This window comes from Puniceibacterium sp. IMCC21224 (genome assembly GCF_001038505.1).
Lineage (GTDB): Bacteria > Pseudomonadota > Alphaproteobacteria > Rhodobacterales > Rhodobacteraceae > Puniceibacterium.
The window spans coordinates 371,685-390,046 of the sequence record NZ_LDPY01000001.1; the positions used below are offsets into that span (position 1 = coordinate 371,685).

General features: G+C 59.9%; 19 protein-coding genes. 8 read left to right on the forward strand and 11 right to left on the reverse strand.

Annotated features, from left to right (window positions below; genetic code table 11):
* Window positions 1–13: 13 nt before the first annotated feature.
* From IMCC21224_RS01765 to cysQ, 5 genes are all read right to left on the reverse strand, one after another.
* Entirely contained in the window at window positions 14–1,165 is a 1,152-nt protein-coding gene (locus IMCC21224_RS01765; protein WP_047993884.1) for a glycosyltransferase family 1 protein, read from the reverse strand.
* A complete protein-coding gene (gene galE, locus IMCC21224_RS01770; RefSeq protein ID WP_047993885.1) occupies window positions 1,155–2,138 on the reverse strand; it encodes a UDP-glucose 4-epimerase GalE in 984 nt (327 codons plus the stop codon). Before galE ends, IMCC21224_RS01765 begins: the two co-directional genes overlap by 11 nt.
* Before the next feature lie 4 nt (window positions 2,139–2,142).
* Entirely contained in the window at window positions 2,143–3,036 is an 894-nt protein-coding gene (gene galU / locus IMCC21224_RS01775) for a UTP--glucose-1-phosphate uridylyltransferase GalU (RefSeq protein ID WP_047993886.1), read from the reverse strand.
* 152 nt (window positions 3,037–3,188) lie between these two features.
* Window positions 3,189–4,424: a glycosyltransferase family 2 protein gene (locus tag IMCC21224_RS01780; protein WP_047993887.1), complete on the reverse strand. Its 1,236-nt coding sequence runs from the start codon at window positions 4,422–4,424 to the stop codon at window positions 3,189–3,191.
* Between the two features lie 4 nt (window positions 4,425–4,428).
* Entirely contained in the window at window positions 4,429–5,226 is a 798-nt protein-coding gene (gene cysQ / locus IMCC21224_RS01785) for a 3'(2'),5'-bisphosphate nucleotidase CysQ (RefSeq protein WP_047993888.1), read from the reverse strand.
* Window positions 5,227–5,375: 149 nt separating this feature from the next.
* On the opposite strand from cysQ, the gene IMCC21224_RS01790 reads away from it, so the two are divergent.
* Window positions 5,376–6,206, forward strand: a complete 831-nt coding sequence (locus tag IMCC21224_RS01790; protein WP_047993889.1) for an ABC transporter permease — start codon at window positions 5,376–5,378, stop codon at window positions 6,204–6,206.
* Window positions 6,207–6,210: 4 nt separating this feature from the next.
* On the opposite strand, the gene IMCC21224_RS01795 is transcribed toward IMCC21224_RS01790, so the two are convergent.
* Window positions 6,211–6,816 carry an alpha-ketoglutarate-dependent dioxygenase AlkB gene (locus IMCC21224_RS01795; protein ID WP_047993890.1) on the reverse strand — a complete coding sequence of 202 codons (606 nt, stop codon included), beginning with the start codon at window positions 6,814–6,816 and terminating at the stop codon, window positions 6,211–6,213.
* Between the two features lie 223 nt (window positions 6,817–7,039).
* Between IMCC21224_RS01795 and dnaK the strand changes: the two genes are divergently transcribed.
* Window positions 7,040–8,944 carry a molecular chaperone DnaK gene (dnaK, locus tag IMCC21224_RS01800; protein ID WP_047993891.1) on the forward strand — a complete coding sequence of 635 codons (1,905 nt, stop codon included), beginning with the start codon at window positions 7,040–7,042 and terminating at the stop codon, window positions 8,942–8,944.
* A gap of 78 nt (window positions 8,945–9,022) precedes the next feature.
* The gene (dnaJ, locus tag IMCC21224_RS01805; protein ID WP_047993892.1) at window positions 9,023–10,162 is read left to right on the forward strand and encodes a molecular chaperone DnaJ; all 1,140 of its coding nucleotides are present in this window, start codon (window positions 9,023–9,025) and stop codon (window positions 10,160–10,162) included.
* A 47-nt stretch (window positions 10,163–10,209) separates the two neighbouring features.
* Here the strand turns inward: dnaJ and IMCC21224_RS01810 are convergent, their stop codons facing one another.
* Window positions 10,210–10,836, reverse strand: coding sequence for a response regulator transcription factor (locus tag IMCC21224_RS01810; RefSeq protein ID WP_047993893.1), 627 nt, complete (start codon window positions 10,834–10,836; stop codon window positions 10,210–10,212).
* Window positions 10,833–12,203: a histidine kinase gene (locus IMCC21224_RS01815; protein ID WP_047993894.1), complete on the reverse strand. Its 1,371-nt coding sequence runs from the start codon at window positions 12,201–12,203 to the stop codon at window positions 10,833–10,835. Before IMCC21224_RS01815 ends, IMCC21224_RS01810 begins: the two co-directional genes overlap by 4 nt.
* A gap of 235 nt (window positions 12,204–12,438) precedes the next feature.
* Here IMCC21224_RS01815 and IMCC21224_RS01820 point away from each other — a divergent pair, with 235 nt between their 5' ends.
* From IMCC21224_RS01820 to IMCC21224_RS01835, 4 genes are read left to right on the forward strand one after another with little or no spacing between them, the layout of a single operon-like run.
* Window positions 12,439–13,617, forward strand: coding sequence for an ABC transporter substrate-binding protein (locus tag IMCC21224_RS01820; protein ID WP_231581994.1), 1,179 nt, complete (start codon window positions 12,439–12,441; stop codon window positions 13,615–13,617).
* Window positions 13,617–14,585: a YVTN family beta-propeller repeat protein gene (locus tag IMCC21224_RS01825; RefSeq protein WP_047993895.1), complete on the forward strand. Its 969-nt coding sequence runs from the start codon at window positions 13,617–13,619 to the stop codon at window positions 14,583–14,585. Before IMCC21224_RS01820 ends, IMCC21224_RS01825 begins: the two co-directional genes overlap by 1 nt.
* Before the next feature lie 18 nt (window positions 14,586–14,603).
* Window positions 14,604–15,047: a hypothetical protein gene (locus IMCC21224_RS01830; protein ID WP_047993896.1), complete on the forward strand. Its 444-nt coding sequence runs from the start codon at window positions 14,604–14,606 to the stop codon at window positions 15,045–15,047.
* A 17-nt stretch (window positions 15,048–15,064) separates the two neighbouring features.
* Window positions 15,065–15,316 (forward strand): PepSY domain-containing protein, encoded by a 252-nt coding sequence (locus IMCC21224_RS01835; RefSeq protein WP_047993897.1) that lies wholly within the window; start codon window positions 15,065–15,067, stop codon window positions 15,314–15,316.
* Window positions 15,317–15,469: 153 nt separating this feature from the next.
* Here IMCC21224_RS01835 and rpmE read toward each other — a convergent pair whose 3' ends face one another.
* The 3 genes from rpmE to trmD all read right to left on the reverse strand — a co-directional run bounded on the left by rpmE (window position 15,470) and on the right by trmD (window position 17,150).
* The gene (gene rpmE / locus IMCC21224_RS01840; RefSeq protein ID WP_047993898.1) at window positions 15,470–15,691 is read right to left on the reverse strand and encodes a 50S ribosomal protein L31; all 222 of its coding nucleotides are present in this window, start codon (window positions 15,689–15,691) and stop codon (window positions 15,470–15,472) included.
* Between the two features lie 11 nt (window positions 15,692–15,702).
* Window positions 15,703–16,086: a 50S ribosomal protein L19 gene (rplS, locus tag IMCC21224_RS01845; protein WP_047993899.1), complete on the reverse strand. Its 384-nt coding sequence runs from the start codon at window positions 16,084–16,086 to the stop codon at window positions 15,703–15,705.
* Between the two features lie 251 nt (window positions 16,087–16,337).
* A complete protein-coding gene (trmD, locus tag IMCC21224_RS01850) occupies window positions 16,338–17,150 on the reverse strand; it encodes a tRNA (guanosine(37)-N1)-methyltransferase TrmD (RefSeq protein ID WP_047993900.1) in 813 nt (270 codons plus the stop codon).
* A gap of 201 nt (window positions 17,151–17,351) precedes the next feature.
* Here trmD and IMCC21224_RS01855 point away from each other — a divergent pair, with 201 nt between their 5' ends.
* Window positions 17,352–18,014: a GntR family transcriptional regulator gene (locus IMCC21224_RS01855; RefSeq protein WP_047993901.1), complete on the forward strand. Its 663-nt coding sequence runs from the start codon at window positions 17,352–17,354 to the stop codon at window positions 18,012–18,014.
* Window positions 18,015–18,362 lie beyond the last annotated feature (348 nt).

The window sequence follows — 18,362 nt, forward strand, 5'->3', positions numbered from 1 at the left end:
GCTTTGGTGGCTATCAGATCGACGTTAAGATGCGGTTGAAGTGCGTATCCCAGTCGGGCGGGGCAATGGGGTCGGGTGTCCGCGCGCCTGTTCGCCACATTTCCGTAAGTCGGTCAATTGTCTGGGACCAAAGATAACCATCTGACACGTCTGCGTAAATGGGAATGTTCTCCAACACTTCGTGGTAGATATCCAAGTCGTTGCAGACGACCGGAACCCCGAGTGCCGCAGCCTCGATCGGGGGCAGGCCATAGCCCTCGGCAAAACTGGGAAACAGCAACCCGGCACTGTGTTTAAGCAGCGCGAACACCGCATCGTCCTCGAGGTTCGCAATTTCGTGCACGCGGGGCAGACCCTGATCAAGTTGGGCGAATACAGCTTTATTCCGCCAGCCACGAGTCCCGAGAATGAGAAGGTGCGGCGCGTCCTCCCCCTTCATCTGCTGCCAGAGGTCGAGCAGGAGGGCGTGATTTTTGCGCGGCTCGATGGTGCCGAGGGTGACAAAATAGGGCGCGCTGTCCCAAGGACCGCTGGGGGCGATTCCGGGCGCGGGGTGCGGTACGCCTAGATGGGCGACAAGGCTTGGAGGGACGCGACCAGAGGATTTGCAATGGCGGATGACATCAGCCTCGGTCTGAGCAGAATTGCAGATCACCAGATCAGCGGCGCGGCTGACGCGTGCGATAAACGCGGAAAAGGCGGCGTGGGTTTCGGGCCGCTGGTATTGCGGCATGTCGAGGGGGATGGTGTCGTGGACCAGCACGGCGATGCGGTTGTCTGGCAGGCAGTTCACCGCCGCGATCACCCGATCCGACAGGTTGCTGTGCCCGGTGTTGAGATAGGTACAGCCCGGCGGCAGATGTCTGCGCAACATCCGTGACAGCCCCGGTGGCCATGTTCGGGTCAGGCACCAGCGCCGCAGATCGGCCTCGGCGTTTGGCCCCCAGCTGTTGTCCAGTACAGCGTCGCGCACACGGTCACAGCCAACCTGATCCAGAAGCATATAGCCCAGCCGGGTTCGCACCAGCGCAAACAGCGGCACAGAGTCGGCGACTAGATGTTTAAGATAGGCGAATTCGACCCGGTCGACCCCGGTCATCCGCCGCCCTGCACGGCGGAACAGCCGGGTCAGGTCCAGCAGACGTGCGCGCGGCTCACTTTTCAAAATGCCCCGTCTGATGCCAGCGCCAAGCGTCTGCAATCATTTGCTCAAGAGTCGAGCGTTGCGGTGTCCAGCCCAGTTCGTTGATCGCGCGGGACGAGCCTGAAACCAGCTTGGTACAATCGCCGGCTCTGCGCGGGCCCTCGCTGTACGGAACCTCGCGATTGGTGACGGCACGGCTGGCAACCATGACCTCGCGTACGGAAAACCCGCTGCCGGTGCCAAGGTTAAAGACCCGGCTGCCTTTGTTGCCCTCAAGCCAGCGCAGGCCCAGCACATGGGCGTCCACCAGATCGCAGACATGCACATAATCGCGGATGCAGGTGCCGTCGGGCGTGGCATAATCGGTGCCATGGATGGTCAACGCGGGTCGCTTGCCTTGCAGTGCCTCTAGCATCACGGGGATCAGATGCGTCTCGGGCTGGTGATGTTCGCCAACTTCCGCATCCGGGTCGGCGCCCGCGACATTGAAGTAGCGAAAGATCACGTGGCGCAGGCCATACGCGGCCTCGAAATCGCGCAGGATATCTTCGATCGCGCGTTTTGATGCGCCGTAGGCATTGACGGGAAATTGTGCGCTGTTCTCGTCCAGCACGACATTGTCTTGCTCGCCATAGGTGGCGCAGGTCGAACTGAAGACAAAATTCAGGCAACCGGCCTCGACTGCCGCCTCGATCAGGGTCAGCGACCCTTCGACATTGTTACGCCAGTAAAGGCCGGGTTTGGCCATCGCCTCGCCCACCTGGCTCAGTGCAGCAAAGTGCATCACGGCAACCGGTTTCCAGGTGGCAAATACCTGATCCAGCCGGACCCGGTCGGTCAGGTCGCCCTGCTCGAACGGGCCGAATTGCACCGCGTCCTGCCAGCCAGTGGACAGGTTGTCGTAAGTGACGGGCGTATAGCCCGCCCGCGCAAGCGCCTTGCACGCGTGCGCGCCAATGTAGCCGGCACCGCCGGTCACAAGGACATTTGCCAAGCGCTTATTCCGCCGCTTTTTCGAGCGCGACAAGCTCGTGCAGGTAGCGGCGCAGGTCATCCTTGAGTTCGTCCCGCGCCAAGCCAAAGGCAACTGTTGCCTGCAGGAAACCGGCCTTGGAGCCGCAATCGAACCGCTGACCACGGAATCGCAGGCCATACACGCCCTCTTTGCCGCCGATTTCTTGGGCGATGGCGTCGGTCAATTGGATCTCTCCGCCCGCGCCGGTCTTCATCTTGTTGAGGTTCTTGAGGATGCTTGGCGACAGGATATACCGCCCAATCACGGCGAGGTTTGACGGTTCGGTGCCGGGCGCAGGTTTTTCGACCATCCCCTTGACCGAGACCATGGATCCCATGTCTTTCTTGATGTCGAGAATTCCGTACGAGCTGGCCTTGTCCGTCGGCACTTCCATGGCGGCGACCATATTGCCGCCGGTTTCTTCATAGGCTTCGATCATTTGCTGAAGGCAGGGTTTTTCGGCTGCGATCACGTCATCGGGCAGGATCACGGCGAAGGGTTCGTTGCCGATCAGGCGGCGCGCGCACCAAACCGCGTGACCTAGACCAAGCGCCTTGTGCTGGCGCATATAGGCGACCTCACCGGAATCCATGTTGGTGGATTTTAGGATGTCCAGCAGCTCATCCTTGCCTTGACGACGCAATTCCGCCTCAAGTTGGGGGGAATGGTCAAAGTAATCCTCTAGCGCGCCTTTGCCGCGTGAGGTGACGAACAAAAATTCTTTGATGCCGGCCGCACGGGCCTCGTCAATGGCGTATTGCACCAATGGACGATCGACGAGGGTCATGATTTCTTTGGGTACTGATTTTGTCGCTGGCAGAAAGCGTGTTCCCAGACCTGCGACCGGAAAAATTGCCTTTGTTACCTTATTACGCATGCATCTGCTCCTTTATTCAATACCCGACTATAGCGCGTCGATCTGTTTGCACCACTACACTAAATCGGAAGTGCGGATACACAGTTATCGTGACAGTTCTGCGTGGGTGGATCAACTTTTGCGCAACATGTCGCCGGGATAGTTCCGCTGAGTCAATTGGGCAACACGCGCAGCCCGGCGAGGCGCGCGACCTCGGCGTCGACCCGCCGACGCAGGCTGGTAATGCGCCGCCAGCGGCTTTGTCGGTCGCTGCGTCCGAACTGGCCGCCGGTGTGTTCCCAATAGCCATCGGGGTGAAACCGCACATGATGCCAGAGTGTGGTGGGCGACAGCAGGAACAGCGTGACGATCTTGTCGGCGGTGGCTTCGGATTGCGCCTGTGTGCGGAGCGCACTGGCCCCATAAGGGCGGCCGAAAAGGACCATATGTCTGGCCCTTGGGCGACCGGGATAGGCGCGCAACCCCTCGGCGGCGCGGGGCAGGGGCACGATCCTGCCAATGTCGCGGTTCTGTCCTTCGCGCCAGCCGCGATCAAGCCCGCGCAACAGACGCAGAACATCGTCCGGCCCCAGCGGGCCGCGTTGCATCAGCCGCAACAGGCGTTGGCGTTGGGCGTTGCGGAACTTTTGCCAGGCAGCGGGATGATCCGCCACAGTGGCATGTTTGCGCAGGTAAACAGCCAGCGATGCGCCGATCTGCGTCAGATCGCGTGGTGTGCGATCCGCGGCGCGGCGCGGGCTGGCGGCATAGCCGTGGTGCACCTGCGCCAGAGGCACAATCGCGGTGGCATACCCCGCGCGGGCCAGGCGCATGTTCAGGTCGGTTTCGTCCAGGTAAAAGTGCAGCGCCGGGTCAAAGCCACCCAGATCGGCCAGCACCTCGCGGCGCAGCGCCATGTTGCAACCTTCGGTCTTGATCGCGCGGCCTTTTGTGGGGTGCAGCACTTGTGCGGCGTCGCCATCCAGCGCAAGAGCCACGGCATCGCCGCGGGTATCGACCGTGCGGGCCTGCCACTGATAGCTGACACCATTACGCCCGCGCACATAGCCGCCCGCCGCCGCCACATCAGCCGAGTCGAACGGGGCGGCGAGGTGGCGCAGCCAGGTCGGTTCCGGCACGGCATCGTCGTCAAGAAAGGCGACCACCTCGCCCGCCGCCTGCGCCACGCCAAGGTTGCGCGCGACCGAGATGTTGTCGTCGTCAAATGCCACCAGCTTGATCAATGCGGCATCGGCGCGGGCCTGAACCTGCGCCACACCTGCCGCACAGGCCACCACCACCACTTCGTAGGTCGGATAGTCAAGCTGACTGACCCCGGTCAGGCACAGGTCTAGCGCGTCGGGCCGGTCGCGGCTGACGATGATCACGCTGACGGGCGGGGTGGACATCGGTTCAGGCGTCTTTCAGCGTGACCCCCGGCGCATAGGCGATGAAGAACGGGTTGGCATATCCGACCTTACCATAGACCAGTGGCGTGTGGTCGTCGAACCGCACCACCTGTCCGCCGGCGCCTGCCAGAACGGCGTGGCCTGCGGCCGTGTCCCATTCCATCGTGCGGCCCAGCCGGGGGTAGATGTCGGCCTCGCCCGTCGCGACAAGGCAGAACTTGAGCGAAGATCCCGCGCTGGTCATGTCCTTGACGTTGTATTTGGCGATGTAGTCGTCGGTGGCCTGATCGCGGTGCGATTTTGACGCGACGACCATCAGCCCGTCGTTGTTGGGGCTGGTGACGCTGAGCAGGGTGCATTCGCCGGGGACATTTTTGTCGAACGGGCCGGTTTCTTCCACCGACTGGCCGACTGAATTTGTGTAGAACATACGGCCTTTGGCGGGGGCATAGACGACACCGCGCACTGGCACGCCATCTTCGATCAGCGCGATGTTGACAGTGAAGTCACCGCGCCGGTTGATGAATTCCTTGGTTCCGTCCAGCGGATCGACGATCAGGAAATGCGCGGCTGTTTCGGTATGGCTCGCGGCTTGTTCCTCGGTCACCAGGAGAGTGTCTGGAAACGCCTCGTGCAGCCCATCTGAAATCAGCGCATCGGCGGCTTCGTCAGCTTCGGTCACAGGGCTCGAATCAGACTTTACCTTGACGTCGAATTCGTCCGAGGAATAAATCTCCATGATCTTGTCGCCGGCTTCCAGCGCCAGGCGACGCATTACCTGAGTGAGTGTCTCATAGTTCACAATACCGCTCCTTTATCCGCGCTTGGGCGTGGATTCATTGCTTAAAAAGGTCCCACCCCTTATGCTGCCTCGGAACAGGAACGGCAAGAACACCGTGGCTCTGCCCATCCGGGCGCGCCCGGAACTCGCTGAGGTACGGGAGTCCTGATATGTTTCAATCTTCCGCCCCACGGACGCGGATCGGTTCCGCGCTGTATATCTGCGAACTGATTTACCATAATTCGGTCCGATCCGTGCGCAAGACGCATGGCAACGCAGTCATGTCGATCCTGATGAATATGCTGCAAACGGCGATTTTTGTGCTGGCCTTCTACTTCATGTTCATGATCCTTGGCATGCGCGGCACTGCCCTGCGCGGCGATTTCATGATCTACATCATGACCGGCATCTTTCTTTATATGACCCATACCAAAACGCTGGGCGCCGTCGCCGCATCCGAAGGGCCTGCATCACCGATGATGCAGCACGCACCGATGAACACGGCTGTCGCGATCGCAGCAGCGATGCTCTCGACGCTCTATATCCAGATGCTGTCGTTGCTGGTGATCCTGTTCGTTTACGATGTCGCGTTCAATCCCTTTGTTCTGCAGGAAATCCATGATCCGATCGGCTGTATCGGGATGATCCTGCTGTCGTGGTTTTCGGGGGCGGCGATTGGCATGGTGTTGCTCGCGGCCAAGCCGTGGTTCCCGACGCCGGTTTCGATCATCTCGACCGTTTACCAGAGGGCCAACATGATCGCGTCGGGTAAGATGTTTGTCGCCAACACGCTGCCCAACTACATGCTGGTGATGTTCAGCTGGAACCCGCTGTTCCACACGATCGACCAGTCGCGCGGCTATGCCTTTGTCGACTACAACCCGCGCAATTCGAACTGGGAATATGCGTTGTATTTCTCGCTCGTGTTCCTGATGATCGGACTGATGGGTGAATTCTACACACGCAAACATGCCTCGGCATCGTGGTCTGCCCGCCGGTGACAGGTTAGGTCACAACGCGCAGCGTCAGATTGATTCGCCCGCCATTTGGCAGCAGGGTACTCGATCCCGGACGGATACGGTCTACGCCGTGATAGGCTAGGCGCGACGCCCCCTCCAGCACCAGCACATCGCCGGATTGCAGCCAGAGCGATTCCGTGCTGCCCTTGCGCTCTGTACCGCCGATGCGGAACAGTCCCTCGTCCCCCAGCGAAATCGATACCACCGGCATCGTCAGATCTGATTCGTCGCGGTCCTGATGCAGGCTCATCCGGGCACTGGCTGCGTACCAGTTGATCAGGCAGCATTCCGGTTGTCGCGCAACGCCGCTGAGGGCATCCCAAAGCGTCAAAATCTGTTGCGGGATCGCAGGCCAGGGCATGCCTTGGGGATGGGTCGCGCTATAGCGATAGCCCTTGGCGTCACTGATCCAGCCGAACTGCCCCGCAGCGGACATGCGCACTGACATCGGCTGACCACGCGGCGTCACCGGCTGAAACAGCGGCGCCTTGGTCAGCAAAAGACGCAGGCGATCCACCAGCGTCTCTTGGGCCGAACGGTCCAGATATCCGCGCAGAACCCGGCAGCCACGCAATGCTAAAATATCGGTCATGCGGGTATTTCCGCCGTGTTGCGTCTGGAATGTAAAGAAAAAGCCTCCAATTGGCTGATTCCGTCCGGTTCCGACGCTTGCAGGGCCAATGACCCCTCCTTATATACGCCCAGACGCAATGCACGGGGCATTCCTGTGCTGCATCGCTCATAACACGGGGCAGGATGCCGAAACGGGTCTGCGCCTCGGCATATCGCCTTGAAGCAAGAAGGGATCGAACAACATGGCCAAAGTGATTGGTATTGACCTCGGTACGACAAACAGCTGCGTTGCCATCATGGATGGATCGCAGCCGCGCGTGATCGAAAACGCCGAAGGCGCACGTACGACACCGTCCATCGTCGCCTTTACCGACGACGAACGTCTGGTCGGCCAGCCCGCCAAGCGGCAGGCTGTCACCAACCCCGACAACACGATTTTTGGTGTGAAGCGCCTGATCGGTCGCCGCGCCGACGACGAGCACCTCGCCAAAGATAAAAAGAACCTGCCGTTTGACCTGATCGATGGCGGCAATGGCGATGCATGGGTGCGGGCTCGTGGCGAAAAATACAGCCCGTCGCAAATTTCCGCTTTTATCCTTCAGAAGATGAAGGAAACCGCCGAGTCGTATCTTGGCGAAGAGGTGACGCAGGCTGTCATCACCGTGCCCGCCTATTTCAACGACGCCCAGCGTCAGGCAACCAAGGACGCGGGCAAGATTGCCGGCCTCGAAGTCCTGCGGATCATCAACGAACCGACGGCGGCTGCGCTGGCCTATGGCCTCGACAAGAAAGAATCGCGCACCATTGCGGTCTACGACCTTGGGGGCGGCACCTTCGATGTGACCATCCTGGAAATCGACGATGGCCTGTTCGAAGTGAAATCGACCAACGGCGACACCTTCCTGGGTGGTGAAGACTTTGACATGCGTATCGTCAACTACCTTGCCGATCAGTTCAAGAAAGAGAACAATGTCGATCTGACGCAGGACAAGATGGCCCTGCAACGTCTGAAAGAGGCGGCTGAAAAAGCCAAGATCGAACTATCCTCGTCCAGCCAGACTGAGATCAACCAGCCCTTCATCTCGATGGGTGCAAACGGCCAGCCGCTGCACATGGTGATGAAACTGACCCGCGCCAAACTGGAATCGCTGGTTGGCGATCTGATCAAGGCGTCGATCAAGCCGTGTCAGGCCGCGCTCAAAGATGCCGGTCTTAGCGTTGGTGACATTGACGAGGTTGTTCTGGTTGGTGGTATGACCCGCATGCCGCGCGTCGTCGAAGAAGTAACCAAGTACTTTGGCAAAGAGCCGCACAAGGGTGTGAACCCGGACGAGGTTGTGGCCCTGGGCGCTGCCATTCAGGCCGGCGTTCTGCAAGGCGACGTCAAGGATGTTGTCCTGCTCGACGTGACCCCGCTGTCACTGGGTATCGAGACGCTGGGTGGCGTGTTCACCCGTCTGATCGACCGCAACACCACGATCCCGACCAAGAAATCGCAGATCTTTTCGACCGCCGAGGACAACCAGAACGCCGTGACGATCCGGGTGTTCCAGGGTGAGCGTGAGATGGCCGCCGATAACAAGATGCTGGGCCAGTTCAACATGGAAAGCATCCCGCCGGCACCGCGCGGTATGCCCCAGATCGAAGTGACCTTTGACATCGACGCCAATGGCATCGTTTCTGTGTCGGCCAAAGACAAGGGCACGAACAAAGAGCACAAGATCACGATCCAGGCATCTGGCGGTCTGTCGGACGCTGATATCGAAAAGATGGTCAAGGATGCGGAGGCAAATGCCGAAGGCGACAAGGCCCGTCGCGAACTGGTCGAGGCCCGCAATCAGGCCGAAAGCCTGATCCATTCGACCGAAAAATCGGTCGAAGAGCATGCGGACAAGGTGGATCCGACCACGGTCGAAGCGATCGAGCTGGCCATTGCCGCACTCAAGGATGAGCTTGAGGCCGACAATGCCGACAAGATCAAGTCGGGCATCCAGAACGTGACCGAAGCTGCGATGAAGCTGGGCGAGGCGATCTACAAATCGCAGTCCGAAGAGTCCGATGATGGCCCTGCCGCTGCGGATCAGGGCGGTGATGACGACATCGTCGACGCTGATTTCGAGGATCTTGACGACAGCAAGCGGGCATAAAACCCGCCGTGGATATATCTAGGGGCCGGACCGGATACCGGGCCGGCCCTTGGCATTCCACGCGAGAGGAGGGCATTGATGTCCAAACGCGACTTTTACGATGTGCTCGGCGTGAAAAAGGGGGCCTCTCCCGACGAGATCAAGAAGGCCTACCGCACCAAAGCGAAAGAGCTGCACCCCGACCGCAATTCCGATAATCCCGAAGCTGAAAATCAGTTCAAAGAGGCCAACGCGGCCTATGAAATTCTAAAGGATGCCGAAAAAAAGGCTGCCTATGATCGCTATGGTCATGCCGCGTTTGAGGGCGGCATGGGCGGTGGCGGCGGTCAGCGCCCTGGCCAGCAGGGCGATTTTGCCAGCGCATTTTCGGATGTGTTCGACGATCTTTTCGGCGACTTCATGGGTGGCCAGCGCGGCGGACGCCAGCGTGCGACCCGTGGTGCCGACCTACGGTACAATCTGCGAGTGACCTTGGAAGACGCCTATGGCGGTCTGCAAAAAACCATCAATGTTCCGACCTCGGTGCAATGTGGGTCCTGCCGTGGCTCGGGGGCCGAGGGTGGGGTCGAACCCACGACCTGCCCAACCTGCTCTGGTATGGGTAAGGTGCGTGCGACGCAGGGGTTCTTTACGGTTGAGCGAACCTGCCCGACCTGTTCGGGGCTGGGGCAGATAATCAAAAACCCTTGCAAGACGTGCCATGGCGCGGGACGGGTTCAGAAGGAAAAGGCGCTGTCGGTCAATATCCCCGCAGGGGTCGAGACCGGAACGCGGATTCGTCTTGCCGGTGAAGGCGAGGCAGGTATGCGTGGTGGCCCGCCGGGGGATCTCTATATCTTCCTCGAAGTGGTGCCGCATGCCCTGTTCGAGCGCGAGGCCAACAACCTGCATTGCCGCGTGCCGGTGTCGATGAGCGCTGCCGCACTGGGGGGTGACATCGAGGTTCCGACAATCGACGGCGGCCGCAGCCGGGTCAAGATCCCGGCGGGCAGTCAGTCGGGTCGGCAGATGCGCCTGCGCAACAAAGGCATGCCAGCCCTTCGGGGTGGTGCATCTGGGGACATGTTCATCGAACTGGCGGTGGAAACACCGGTAAACTTGACCTCGAAACAGCGCGAACTGCTGCGCGAATTCGAGGCGCTGTCCGAAGACAACAACCCGGAATCCAAGAGCTTCTTCTCGTCGGTCAAGTCCTTTTGGGACAGCATGAAGGGATGAAGCATGCGCTGGCGACGGTCCGATGGACCTTGGCCAGCGCCGCATAGTCAGGATGTCAGCTTGGCCTCTATAGCGTAGCGGATAAGCTCCGTTGTCCGGCTCAGCCCCAGCTTTTTCTTGATGCTGGACGATGTATTCGCCGCAGTCTTGTAGCTGATGCGCAGCGCGTTTGCGACGGATTGCAGATCCTCGCCCTGTCCGATCAAACGCAGCACTTGATGTTCGCGTTCCGTCAGCGACGACAGCGGATCGGCCTTTCCGCCGATCCGGGACGCCGCCACGGCAAGGGCCATGTCGTGGGACAGATAGAGACGGTCGGCCTCAAGCGCGCTGATTGCGTCACAGAAATCTTCGGGACCGGAGTTCTTGGAGAGATAGCCGGTGGCACCCGCCTCAAGCGCCTTGGAGACAAAGACGGTCTGTTCGTTCATCGAAAAGATTAGAATCCGTGTGTCTGGCGCCCGCAGCAACAGTGGCGCGATGAGGCCTAAACCGCCAAGGCCGGGCATCCCAAGATCCAGAACAATCAGATCCGGTTTGTGCGCATCAGAAAGGCGCAGGGCATCGTTATCATGCAATGCTTCGAAAACCGGATCGTATCCGCGTTCGGACAACAGCTGACGGCACCCCAGCCGCGCAATCGGGTGATCGTCGATAACCAGCGCAGATTTCACGATGCCAACCCCAATCTCGCATCCAACCTGTCGGATTGTGGCAAGGGGAGACCGACGGACAATCGCGTGCCGCCATCGTCGGTACGTGTGATCATCAGCTGACCGCCAACGGCACTGATCCGGTCGCGCATGGATGTCAGGCCCCGGCCTTCGGTGTGGCTGTCAGGAATCCCAAGCCCGTCATCTTCGAGCATCAGGCGCAATGTCGTGCAATCAGTTTCGATCCGTAGCTGGATGTGCTGCGGGTTGCCGTGGCGCAGGGCGTTGGTCGTGCCCTCCTGAAAGAACCGGTAAACCGTCAGGTCCAGGATCTCAGGCGTTTCGGGCAGTGATGCGGGCAAGTCGAGGTGCCAATCCACAGCCGGATGGGTTTTGCGAAAGGCGTCGAACAGGTCGCGCAACGCTTCAAGCAACGGTAACTGCCCAATCGCCATGGGGCGCAAGGTGGTCAGAAGTCGCGTGTTCGACGCCTGAATCTGCGCCACGATAGACAGGATCACGTCGGCCTCGGCTGCCAGAGCGGCGTTTCCGTCGGCACGGGCTGCACGCGCAATACCGGACGCCTTGACCCGCAGACCAAATAGGCATGGCCCGAATTCGTCGTGCAATTCCATTGCGATGGCGCGACGTTCTGCATCGCCCAACTCAACGATCCGGCGGTTGAGCACAGCGCGGTCGGACTCGGCGATTTGCAGGCTTTCGGACAGCGCGTCAAACCCGGCAAGAATCGGTTCGAGGTCGGCGCTGCCGCGATGACCCAGACGAGCGGTCAGATCACCCTCGCGCAGGCGACGAAGCGCCATGCGTAAATCATCCAGCGGACGCAGCGACCGATGGACCAGCACCGCTAGCATCACCGCAGATAGCAGCGCGGTCAGGGCAACGATCCAGAACAGGCTGGTCACGTCCTGCCAGACTTCGGCTATTTCGTCGTCAGGCGCGGTGGTCATCGAGACATAGCCATAAACAACGCCGTTGGCTTGCACCGGGATTCGGGTTTCCCGCAGGGTCGGCATCACCAGTCGCCGGAACCAATCGGGGGCGGTGTCGGGCTGGGTTCTGTCGCCAATTTCGGGCAGAGGCAGCACGCCGCGGCGGGCGTCAATCAGCGCAAGATCGACGTGGCGCGGCGCGACCAGAATATCAGCGAGGCGCGGCAAGACGTCGGCGGGGGCGGTGTCCCGCATGGCCGCCCCAAGGGTGGCGATTACCAGCGCGCGCGCGCTTTGCGCCCCTGACGTCACCTCTAGATCGACCGCGTCGCGCGCGTTGAACACAAGCACACCGGCGCCAATGGCGAGCGTGGCAAGCTGAATGCCCACAATGCCAAACACCACTTGCCGTCTCAGATACATGCGTCCGAACATGCTGTTGAATTCCTGTGTCGCGGGGCACCAGCGTATCGGGATGACCGGTCTCCGTCGATTGTCAAACGTCGGACCGGGAAATATTCCCGCTGACCTTGCCGAATGTTCCCGGACCTTTTTGGGACGCGCGGCGCGGACCCCTCATGCTAGCCAGATAGCAGGAGGAGTTGAGGAAGTAGTCATGCCCAGCATTGTGAATCATCGATTGCGTCTCCCTTTCCTGAGCAGGTGCCTGGTGCTGTCTCTGACGGTGCTTGGCATTGCTGTGGCGTCTTCTCCCGCTGCGGCACAGGATGTACGCGCGGCCGTGATCCGGGTGGATTACCCTTCGCTCCTCCCTCTGTCGCGCCTGGATCTTCCGGCAGACAATCGTGGTTTTGCCGGGGCGCGTCTGGCGACGGATGACAATCGCACCACGGGTCAGTTTCTGGGGCAATCCTATGCGACCAAAGAGGTCAGCGTGCCACCGCAAGAGACGCAGGCTGCCTTTCAGGCGCTCATGGATGCGGGCATTCGGTTGGTTGTGGTGATCGGCAATGCTACAGATCTGATCGCGATGGCGGACGGCGCACCTGACGACGCGCTCTTGCTGAACGCTGCCAGCGGGGATATCACGCTGCGGTCAGGATCGTGCCGTGCCAATGTGCTGCACATTGCCCCCAGCGATGCGATGCGTACCGACGCAGTGGCGCAGTTTCTGGTCTGGAAACGCTGGACCGACTGGTTCTTGATCGAGGGGTCCAACCCCCGGGATCAGGCGCTGGGTCAGGCATATCGGACCTCAGCCCGCAAGTTCGGCGCAAAGATCACCGTAGAGCGCATCTTTGAAGATACCGGCGGCAGCCGAGTGTCGGATTCGGGGCATGTTCTGGTGCAGCGTCAGATCCCGGTGTTCACGCAGGATGCTGCCGCGCATGACGTGGTGGTGGCTGCCGATGCGTCGGACGTCTTTGCCGAATATCTGCCCTATCATCTGTGGGATGCCGCCCCTGTGGCCGGCTCTGCCGGGCTGCGGCCCCTGACCTGGGCACCTACCCACGAAAGCTGGGGCGCCACGCAGATTCAGCGCCGATTCGAGGCGCTGGCAGGCCGCAGCATGACCGATATCGACTACCAGACCTGGTTGGCCTTGCGGGTACTGGGCGAGGCGGCGACGCGCACCTCAAGTGCCGATCCCGCCACTTTGCGCGATTACATCCTGTCCCCGGACTTTGAACTTGCGGCATTCAAGGGCGTGCCGGTGACATTCCGACCGTGGAACGGGCAGTTGCGTCAGCCGATCCTGCTGTCCAACGGCCGGATGACTGTCAGCGTCAGCCCGCAGGACGGGTTCCTGCACGAAGCTTCGCCGTTGGATACGCTGGGGCTGGATCGCCCTGAATCAGACTGCACAGCCTTTGAAGGGGAAAACTGATGTTCCGAGCTTTACTGCTTTCCACAGTGGCGCTGACGGCGCCGGCCTATGCGAACAACGTCTTTGTCACCAATGAAAAAGGCAATTCTGTCACCGTTCTGGACAGTGAGACGTGGGAGGTCATCACCGAATTTCCGGCAGGCAATCGCCCGCGTGGCATCACCATCGCGCCGGACGGGAGCGAGCTGTATATCTGCGCGTCCGACGACGATCTGGTGCGGGTGTTTGACCCTGTGACGTTTGAGGAATTGCATGTCTTGCCATCTGGACCGGACCCGGAATTGTTCGTGCTGCATCCGTCTGGCAACCCGCTTTATATTGCGAATGAGGATGACAACCTTGTCACTGTCGTCGACACAAAAACTCATATGGTTCTGGCGGAAATCCCGGTGGGGGTCGAACCCGAGGGCATGGCGATCAGTCCGGACGCCAGCATCGTCATCAACACGTCCGAGACGACGAATATGGCGCATTTCATCAACACCGAAACGTTCGAGATCGTGCAGAATGTGCTGGTTGATCAGCGCCCGCGCTATGCAGAATTCACCCGCGACGGTCAAAAGCTATACGTCAGCGCCGAGATTGGCGGCACAGTCAGCGTCATTGACCACGCGGCAGAAACCCCATCGATCACCAAAAAGATCAGCTTTGATGTGCCGGGTGTGCTGTCGGAATGGCTTCAGCCGGTAGGGATCAAGATCACATCGGATGCGAGCCGCGTCTTTGTTGCGCTGGGGCCAGCCAACCGGGTCGCGGTGATCGACGGGCAGACAGACGAGGTGATCGACTATCTTCTGGTGGGGCAGCGGGTTTGGCAACTCGCTTTCACACCGGATGAAAAGTTCCTGATCACCACCAACGGCAATTCCAACGATGTGTCGGTCATCGACGTTGAAACGCTGAAAGTCATCAAATCGGTGCAGGTCGGGCAACAACCCTGGGGGGTTGTCGTCGCGCCGGATTCATAAACCACAAGGGAGAGAGACGTGAAAAAACTGGCTTTTGTTCTGGCTGCGCTGGTGGCCACGCCTGCCGCCGCAGCACCATTGTGCGACGAAATGGGATTTGCCGGGCTGTTGGCAAAGTGCAACCGTGGCGACACGGTTGAGCTGACGCTGTCGTCGGGCAAGCCGCTCTATGATGGTGATGGCCCGATTGCGTTGCAATCTGGCGCTTATTATGCGGTCAACATTACCGCAGATGGCACCGCTGAGCTGGCGGTTTCGGGGGCAGAATTCTTTCGCGCCATCTGGATGAACGAAATAGTCATAAACGACATCGAAATCCGCCCGATGGCCATCGACAGCATCGAATTTGATGCCGGTGGCAGTGCGCGACTGTCATTTATCGCGATCAAACCCGGCAGCTATACGGTGCGCATTCCCGGTTCGACCGGCGACGCGCAATCCGTGACGTTTTCGATCCAGTAATCCAAAGGAGATTTACAATGTTTCGCAAGAGCCTCACCGCGCTTGTTCTGATTGCGCCCGTTGCTGTGTTTGCCGCTGACGACGCGGTGTCCGCTGAAGTGCAGGAGCAGATCGTCTCTATGCTTGCCGATATGCAATGCGAAATGGACGTGGACGACATCGAAGCTGACGACGGCGGATACGAGTTGGACGATGTGTACTGCGCGGACGGCCAGTATGACATCAACCTTGATGGCGATCTGAAGGTGACAAACAAACGCAAGGAATGATTGGCATCGCTCTGCGGGTCGCTGCAATCCGCCCATGAGGATTTCGTCACTGGCGGTTTGAACGCAGCGAAATGGAACCGCCAGATTTATCGTCAATAAAAAACGCCACCCCGAAAGGGTGGCGTTCTGTCGTTTCGGCAAAAGCGGTGGATTTTAGAATCCAAGGCCTTCGTATTTCTTTTTGAACTTCGACACGCGACCGCCGGCATCCATCAGGCGCGAACTGCCGCCGGTCCAGGCCGGGTGAACCGTCGGGTCGATATCGAGGGTCAGCGTATCGCCCTCTTTGCCCCAGGTGGAGCGGGTCTCGAATGTGGTGCCGTCGGTCATCTTGACGGTGACCATGTGGTACGCGGGGTGAATTTCTTTTCTCATCGGTCCGCTCCTTACGCGTTGACGCCCTTGGGCGCCTTGTAGTTGGTGACCTCGGCGATGCGGGCGGATTTGCCGCGACGGGCGCGCAGGTAATACAACTTGGCGCGACGGACATGGCCACGACGGACAACTTCGATCGTGTCGATGTTGGTCGAGAAAAGCGGGAATACGCGCTCGACGCCTTCGCCAAAGGAAATCTTGCGGACGGTAAAGGAACCGGCGATGCCCTTGCCATTGTTACGGGCGATGCAGACGCCTTCGTAATTCTGGACGCGGGTGCGGGTGCCTTCGGTCACTTTGTAACCGACGCGAATGGTGTCGCCGGCCTTGAAGTCGGGAATGGTTTTCCCGAGGGAGGCGATCTGTTCCGCCTCCAGTTGTTCGATCAGGTTCATCTGATCATCTCCTAATGCTGCTTGCGGTTGTCCCGCAAAGGTGTGCGCGGCCTCAGAGCTCTTGGTCTTCGTCCGGGTCCGTCCGCTGCCATGCAAGGGGCGCCCGCCAGAGGTTAGGTCGTCGTTGTCATATCCATGGTCCAGGGCAGCAAGGCGCGTATGAGAGCCGTTCGAAGTGGACGGAAAAAGAGCGCCGAGAATCCGGAGGAGGACAGGCGGCATAAATCAGACAATGACGAAGATTTCAACTGTTATTCGGTGGTGTCGCCGGTGTTACGGTCGTTGTGACGCTGCCATAGATCCGGTCGCCGTTCGCGGGTCAGCGCACGGGCCTGTTCGCGACGCCACCGGGCTATTTCACCATGGTTTCCCGACAGCAGGATCGATGGAATGTCGAGATCCTGCCAGGACGCCGGTTTGGTGTATTGCGGATGCTCCAACAGGTCGTCCGCAAAGCTTTCTTCCTGCGCCGAGGCCGAATTACCCAACACACCAGGCAGCAGCCGCACTGTGGCATCGAGCAGGGCCTGCGCTGCGATTTCACCCCCGGTCAGGATAAAGTCGCCCATCGACACTTCGGTCACGCCAAAGGCGTCGATGACGCGCTGATCCATCCCTTCGAATCGGCCACAGATCAGCGTGACACCGGGGGTACGGGCAAGGTTCTGCGCCATCGGCTGATCAAAGCGGCGTCCGCGCGGCGACAGGTAGAGGATGGGGGCCGTTGCAGGCATCCGGGCACGGCAATGCGACAATGCGCGGCCCATGATGTCGGCGCGCAGGACCATACCCGCACCGCCGCCTGCGGGCGTGTCGTCCACGTTGCGGTGGCGACCTTCGCCAAATTCACGCAGGAATACCGGGTCGAGTTGCCACAGACCGTCTTTGAGCGCCTTACCAGTGAGCGACAGGCCAAGGGTGCCGGGAAATGCCTCTGGAAAAAGGGTGATGACCTGCGCCTTCCAGGCATTTTGCAGTTCTGGCGTGTGGGTCATCAGCTCGCTGGGTTTCAGCGAGGCAGAAATAGCCTTGCGGCCATGGGATCGTGTGAGACGCTCAGACATCGGGCCCTCGGATTGCGGCGGCTGTGTTGTCCTACAGGCAAGTTGCGACTCGGGTAAAGGGTGGTTGCGCGGGCTCGTAGGGGCAACGATGGCAAACCTGCGCATGTCAATCGGGGTTTGATTTCGCGGGCAGGCCTTACCAAAGCACTGCCGACATCGTAGTCTTGTCCGAGCAACAATAAATGCGGAGCGTTCGGTTCGTTGGAAAAAAGCGATCAGACTCAGCCAAACCGAAGCCAGAGCACATATCAGGCGATTCTGCTGGCGATCCGGAACGGCGTTTATCGCCCTGGCGACAGGCTTCGGGAAGAAGAGGTCGCGCAGCGGCTGGGGGTCAGCCGGACTCCCGTGCGCGAGGCCCTTGGACGTCTGTTGGAAAAGGGACTTATTGAGGTTGCCAGCAGTCGCGGATTGGCCGTCAGCGTTCTGAGTATGCCTAAGGTGTTCGAACTCTATGCGATGCGGCGCGAACTCGAAGGGTTGGTGGCCCGCTTTGCCGCCCAGCACGCGACCGATGTCGAGATTGAGAATTTCGAACAGTTAAATCACGAGTTTACGGCCACGGATGATCCAAGGGTGGCTGCGGAACTGAACCGAATCCTGCACGAACGGTTTGCCGATGCCTGTGGCAACCGGTACTTGCGAACGGCGGTCAAGGAATTGCAGGCCAACACGCTGTTGCTTGTCCAGACGACGTTCGAAGCGCCCGGACGTGTTCAGACTGCCTCGGCCGAACATGCCCGGATCATCGACGCGATCAAACAGCGGGATGAAGAGGCGGCGCAGGTCGCGGCCGCAGACCATATTGCGCGAGCGCTGAAGACCCGTCTGAGAATCGCCAAGGAAAATTCACCCGCGATCTAAGGCGAGCGGTCTTCGATGGCGGGCCGATTTCTGGCGGTTCTAATTAGCATGTCGCAATCGGTCAGCGTTTGCGGCCCATAGGCCCGCTGTGGGCCGACCTTTCGGCCCATTACATGCGCGGTTCGCCATAGAAAGTGATCCTAAGGTCAACTGATTCGGCTTGTCGGGCACGAGATCGGGGTGTCGTTTCAGCGGCGACCGGACACCGACCGGGCCATGGTGTCTGGTACGTCATCCATCAAGATACTGCGCGCAATGCCTTGGTATTTTGTGCTGGGCCGATGATCCGCCGTCGGGAGCTTACGAAAAATAAACCACCTTTGCCTACCGTCGCACTGTCGCAGAATG

Bases quoted from the DNA above. Each gene is read 5' to 3' on its own strand.
- IMCC21224_RS01780 (WP_047993887.1), bottom strand. From the start codon at position 4,424: ATGTCCACCCCGCCCGTCAGCGTGATCATCGTCAGCCGCGACCGGCCC.
- IMCC21224_RS01835 (WP_047993897.1), top strand. From the start codon at position 15,065: ATGTTTCGCAAGAGCCTCACCGCGCTTGTTCTGATTGCGCCCGTTGCT.
- IMCC21224_RS01795 (WP_047993890.1), bottom strand. From the start codon at position 6,816: ATGACCGATATTTTAGCATTGCGTGGCTGCCGGGTTCTGCGCGGATAT.
- IMCC21224_RS01825 (WP_047993895.1), top strand. From the start codon at position 13,617: ATGTTCCGAGCTTTACTGCTTTCCACAGTGGCGCTGACGGCGCCGGCC.
- galU (WP_047993886.1), bottom strand. From the start codon at position 3,036: ATGCGTAATAAGGTAACAAAGGCAATTTTTCCGGTCGCAGGTCTGGGA.
- dnaK (WP_047993891.1), top strand. From the start codon at position 7,040: ATGGCCAAAGTGATTGGTATTGACCTCGGTACGACAAACAGCTGCGTT.
- IMCC21224_RS01790 (WP_047993889.1), top strand. From the start codon at position 5,376: ATGTTTCAATCTTCCGCCCCACGGACGCGGATCGGTTCCGCGCTGTAT.
- trmD (WP_047993900.1), bottom strand. From the start codon at position 17,150: ATGTCTGAGCGTCTCACACGATCCCATGGCCGCAAGGCTATTTCTGCC.
- dnaJ (WP_047993892.1), top strand. From the start codon at position 9,023: ATGTCCAAACGCGACTTTTACGATGTGCTCGGCGTGAAAAAGGGGGCC.
- rplS (WP_047993899.1), bottom strand. From the start codon at position 16,086: ATGAACCTGATCGAACAACTGGAGGCGGAACAGATCGCCTCCCTCGGG.
- IMCC21224_RS01815 (WP_047993894.1), bottom strand. From the start codon at position 12,203: ATGTTCGGACGCATGTATCTGAGACGGCAAGTGGTGTTTGGCATTGTG.
- rpmE (WP_047993898.1), bottom strand. From the start codon at position 15,691: ATGAGAAAAGAAATTCACCCCGCGTACCACATGGTCACCGTCAAGATG.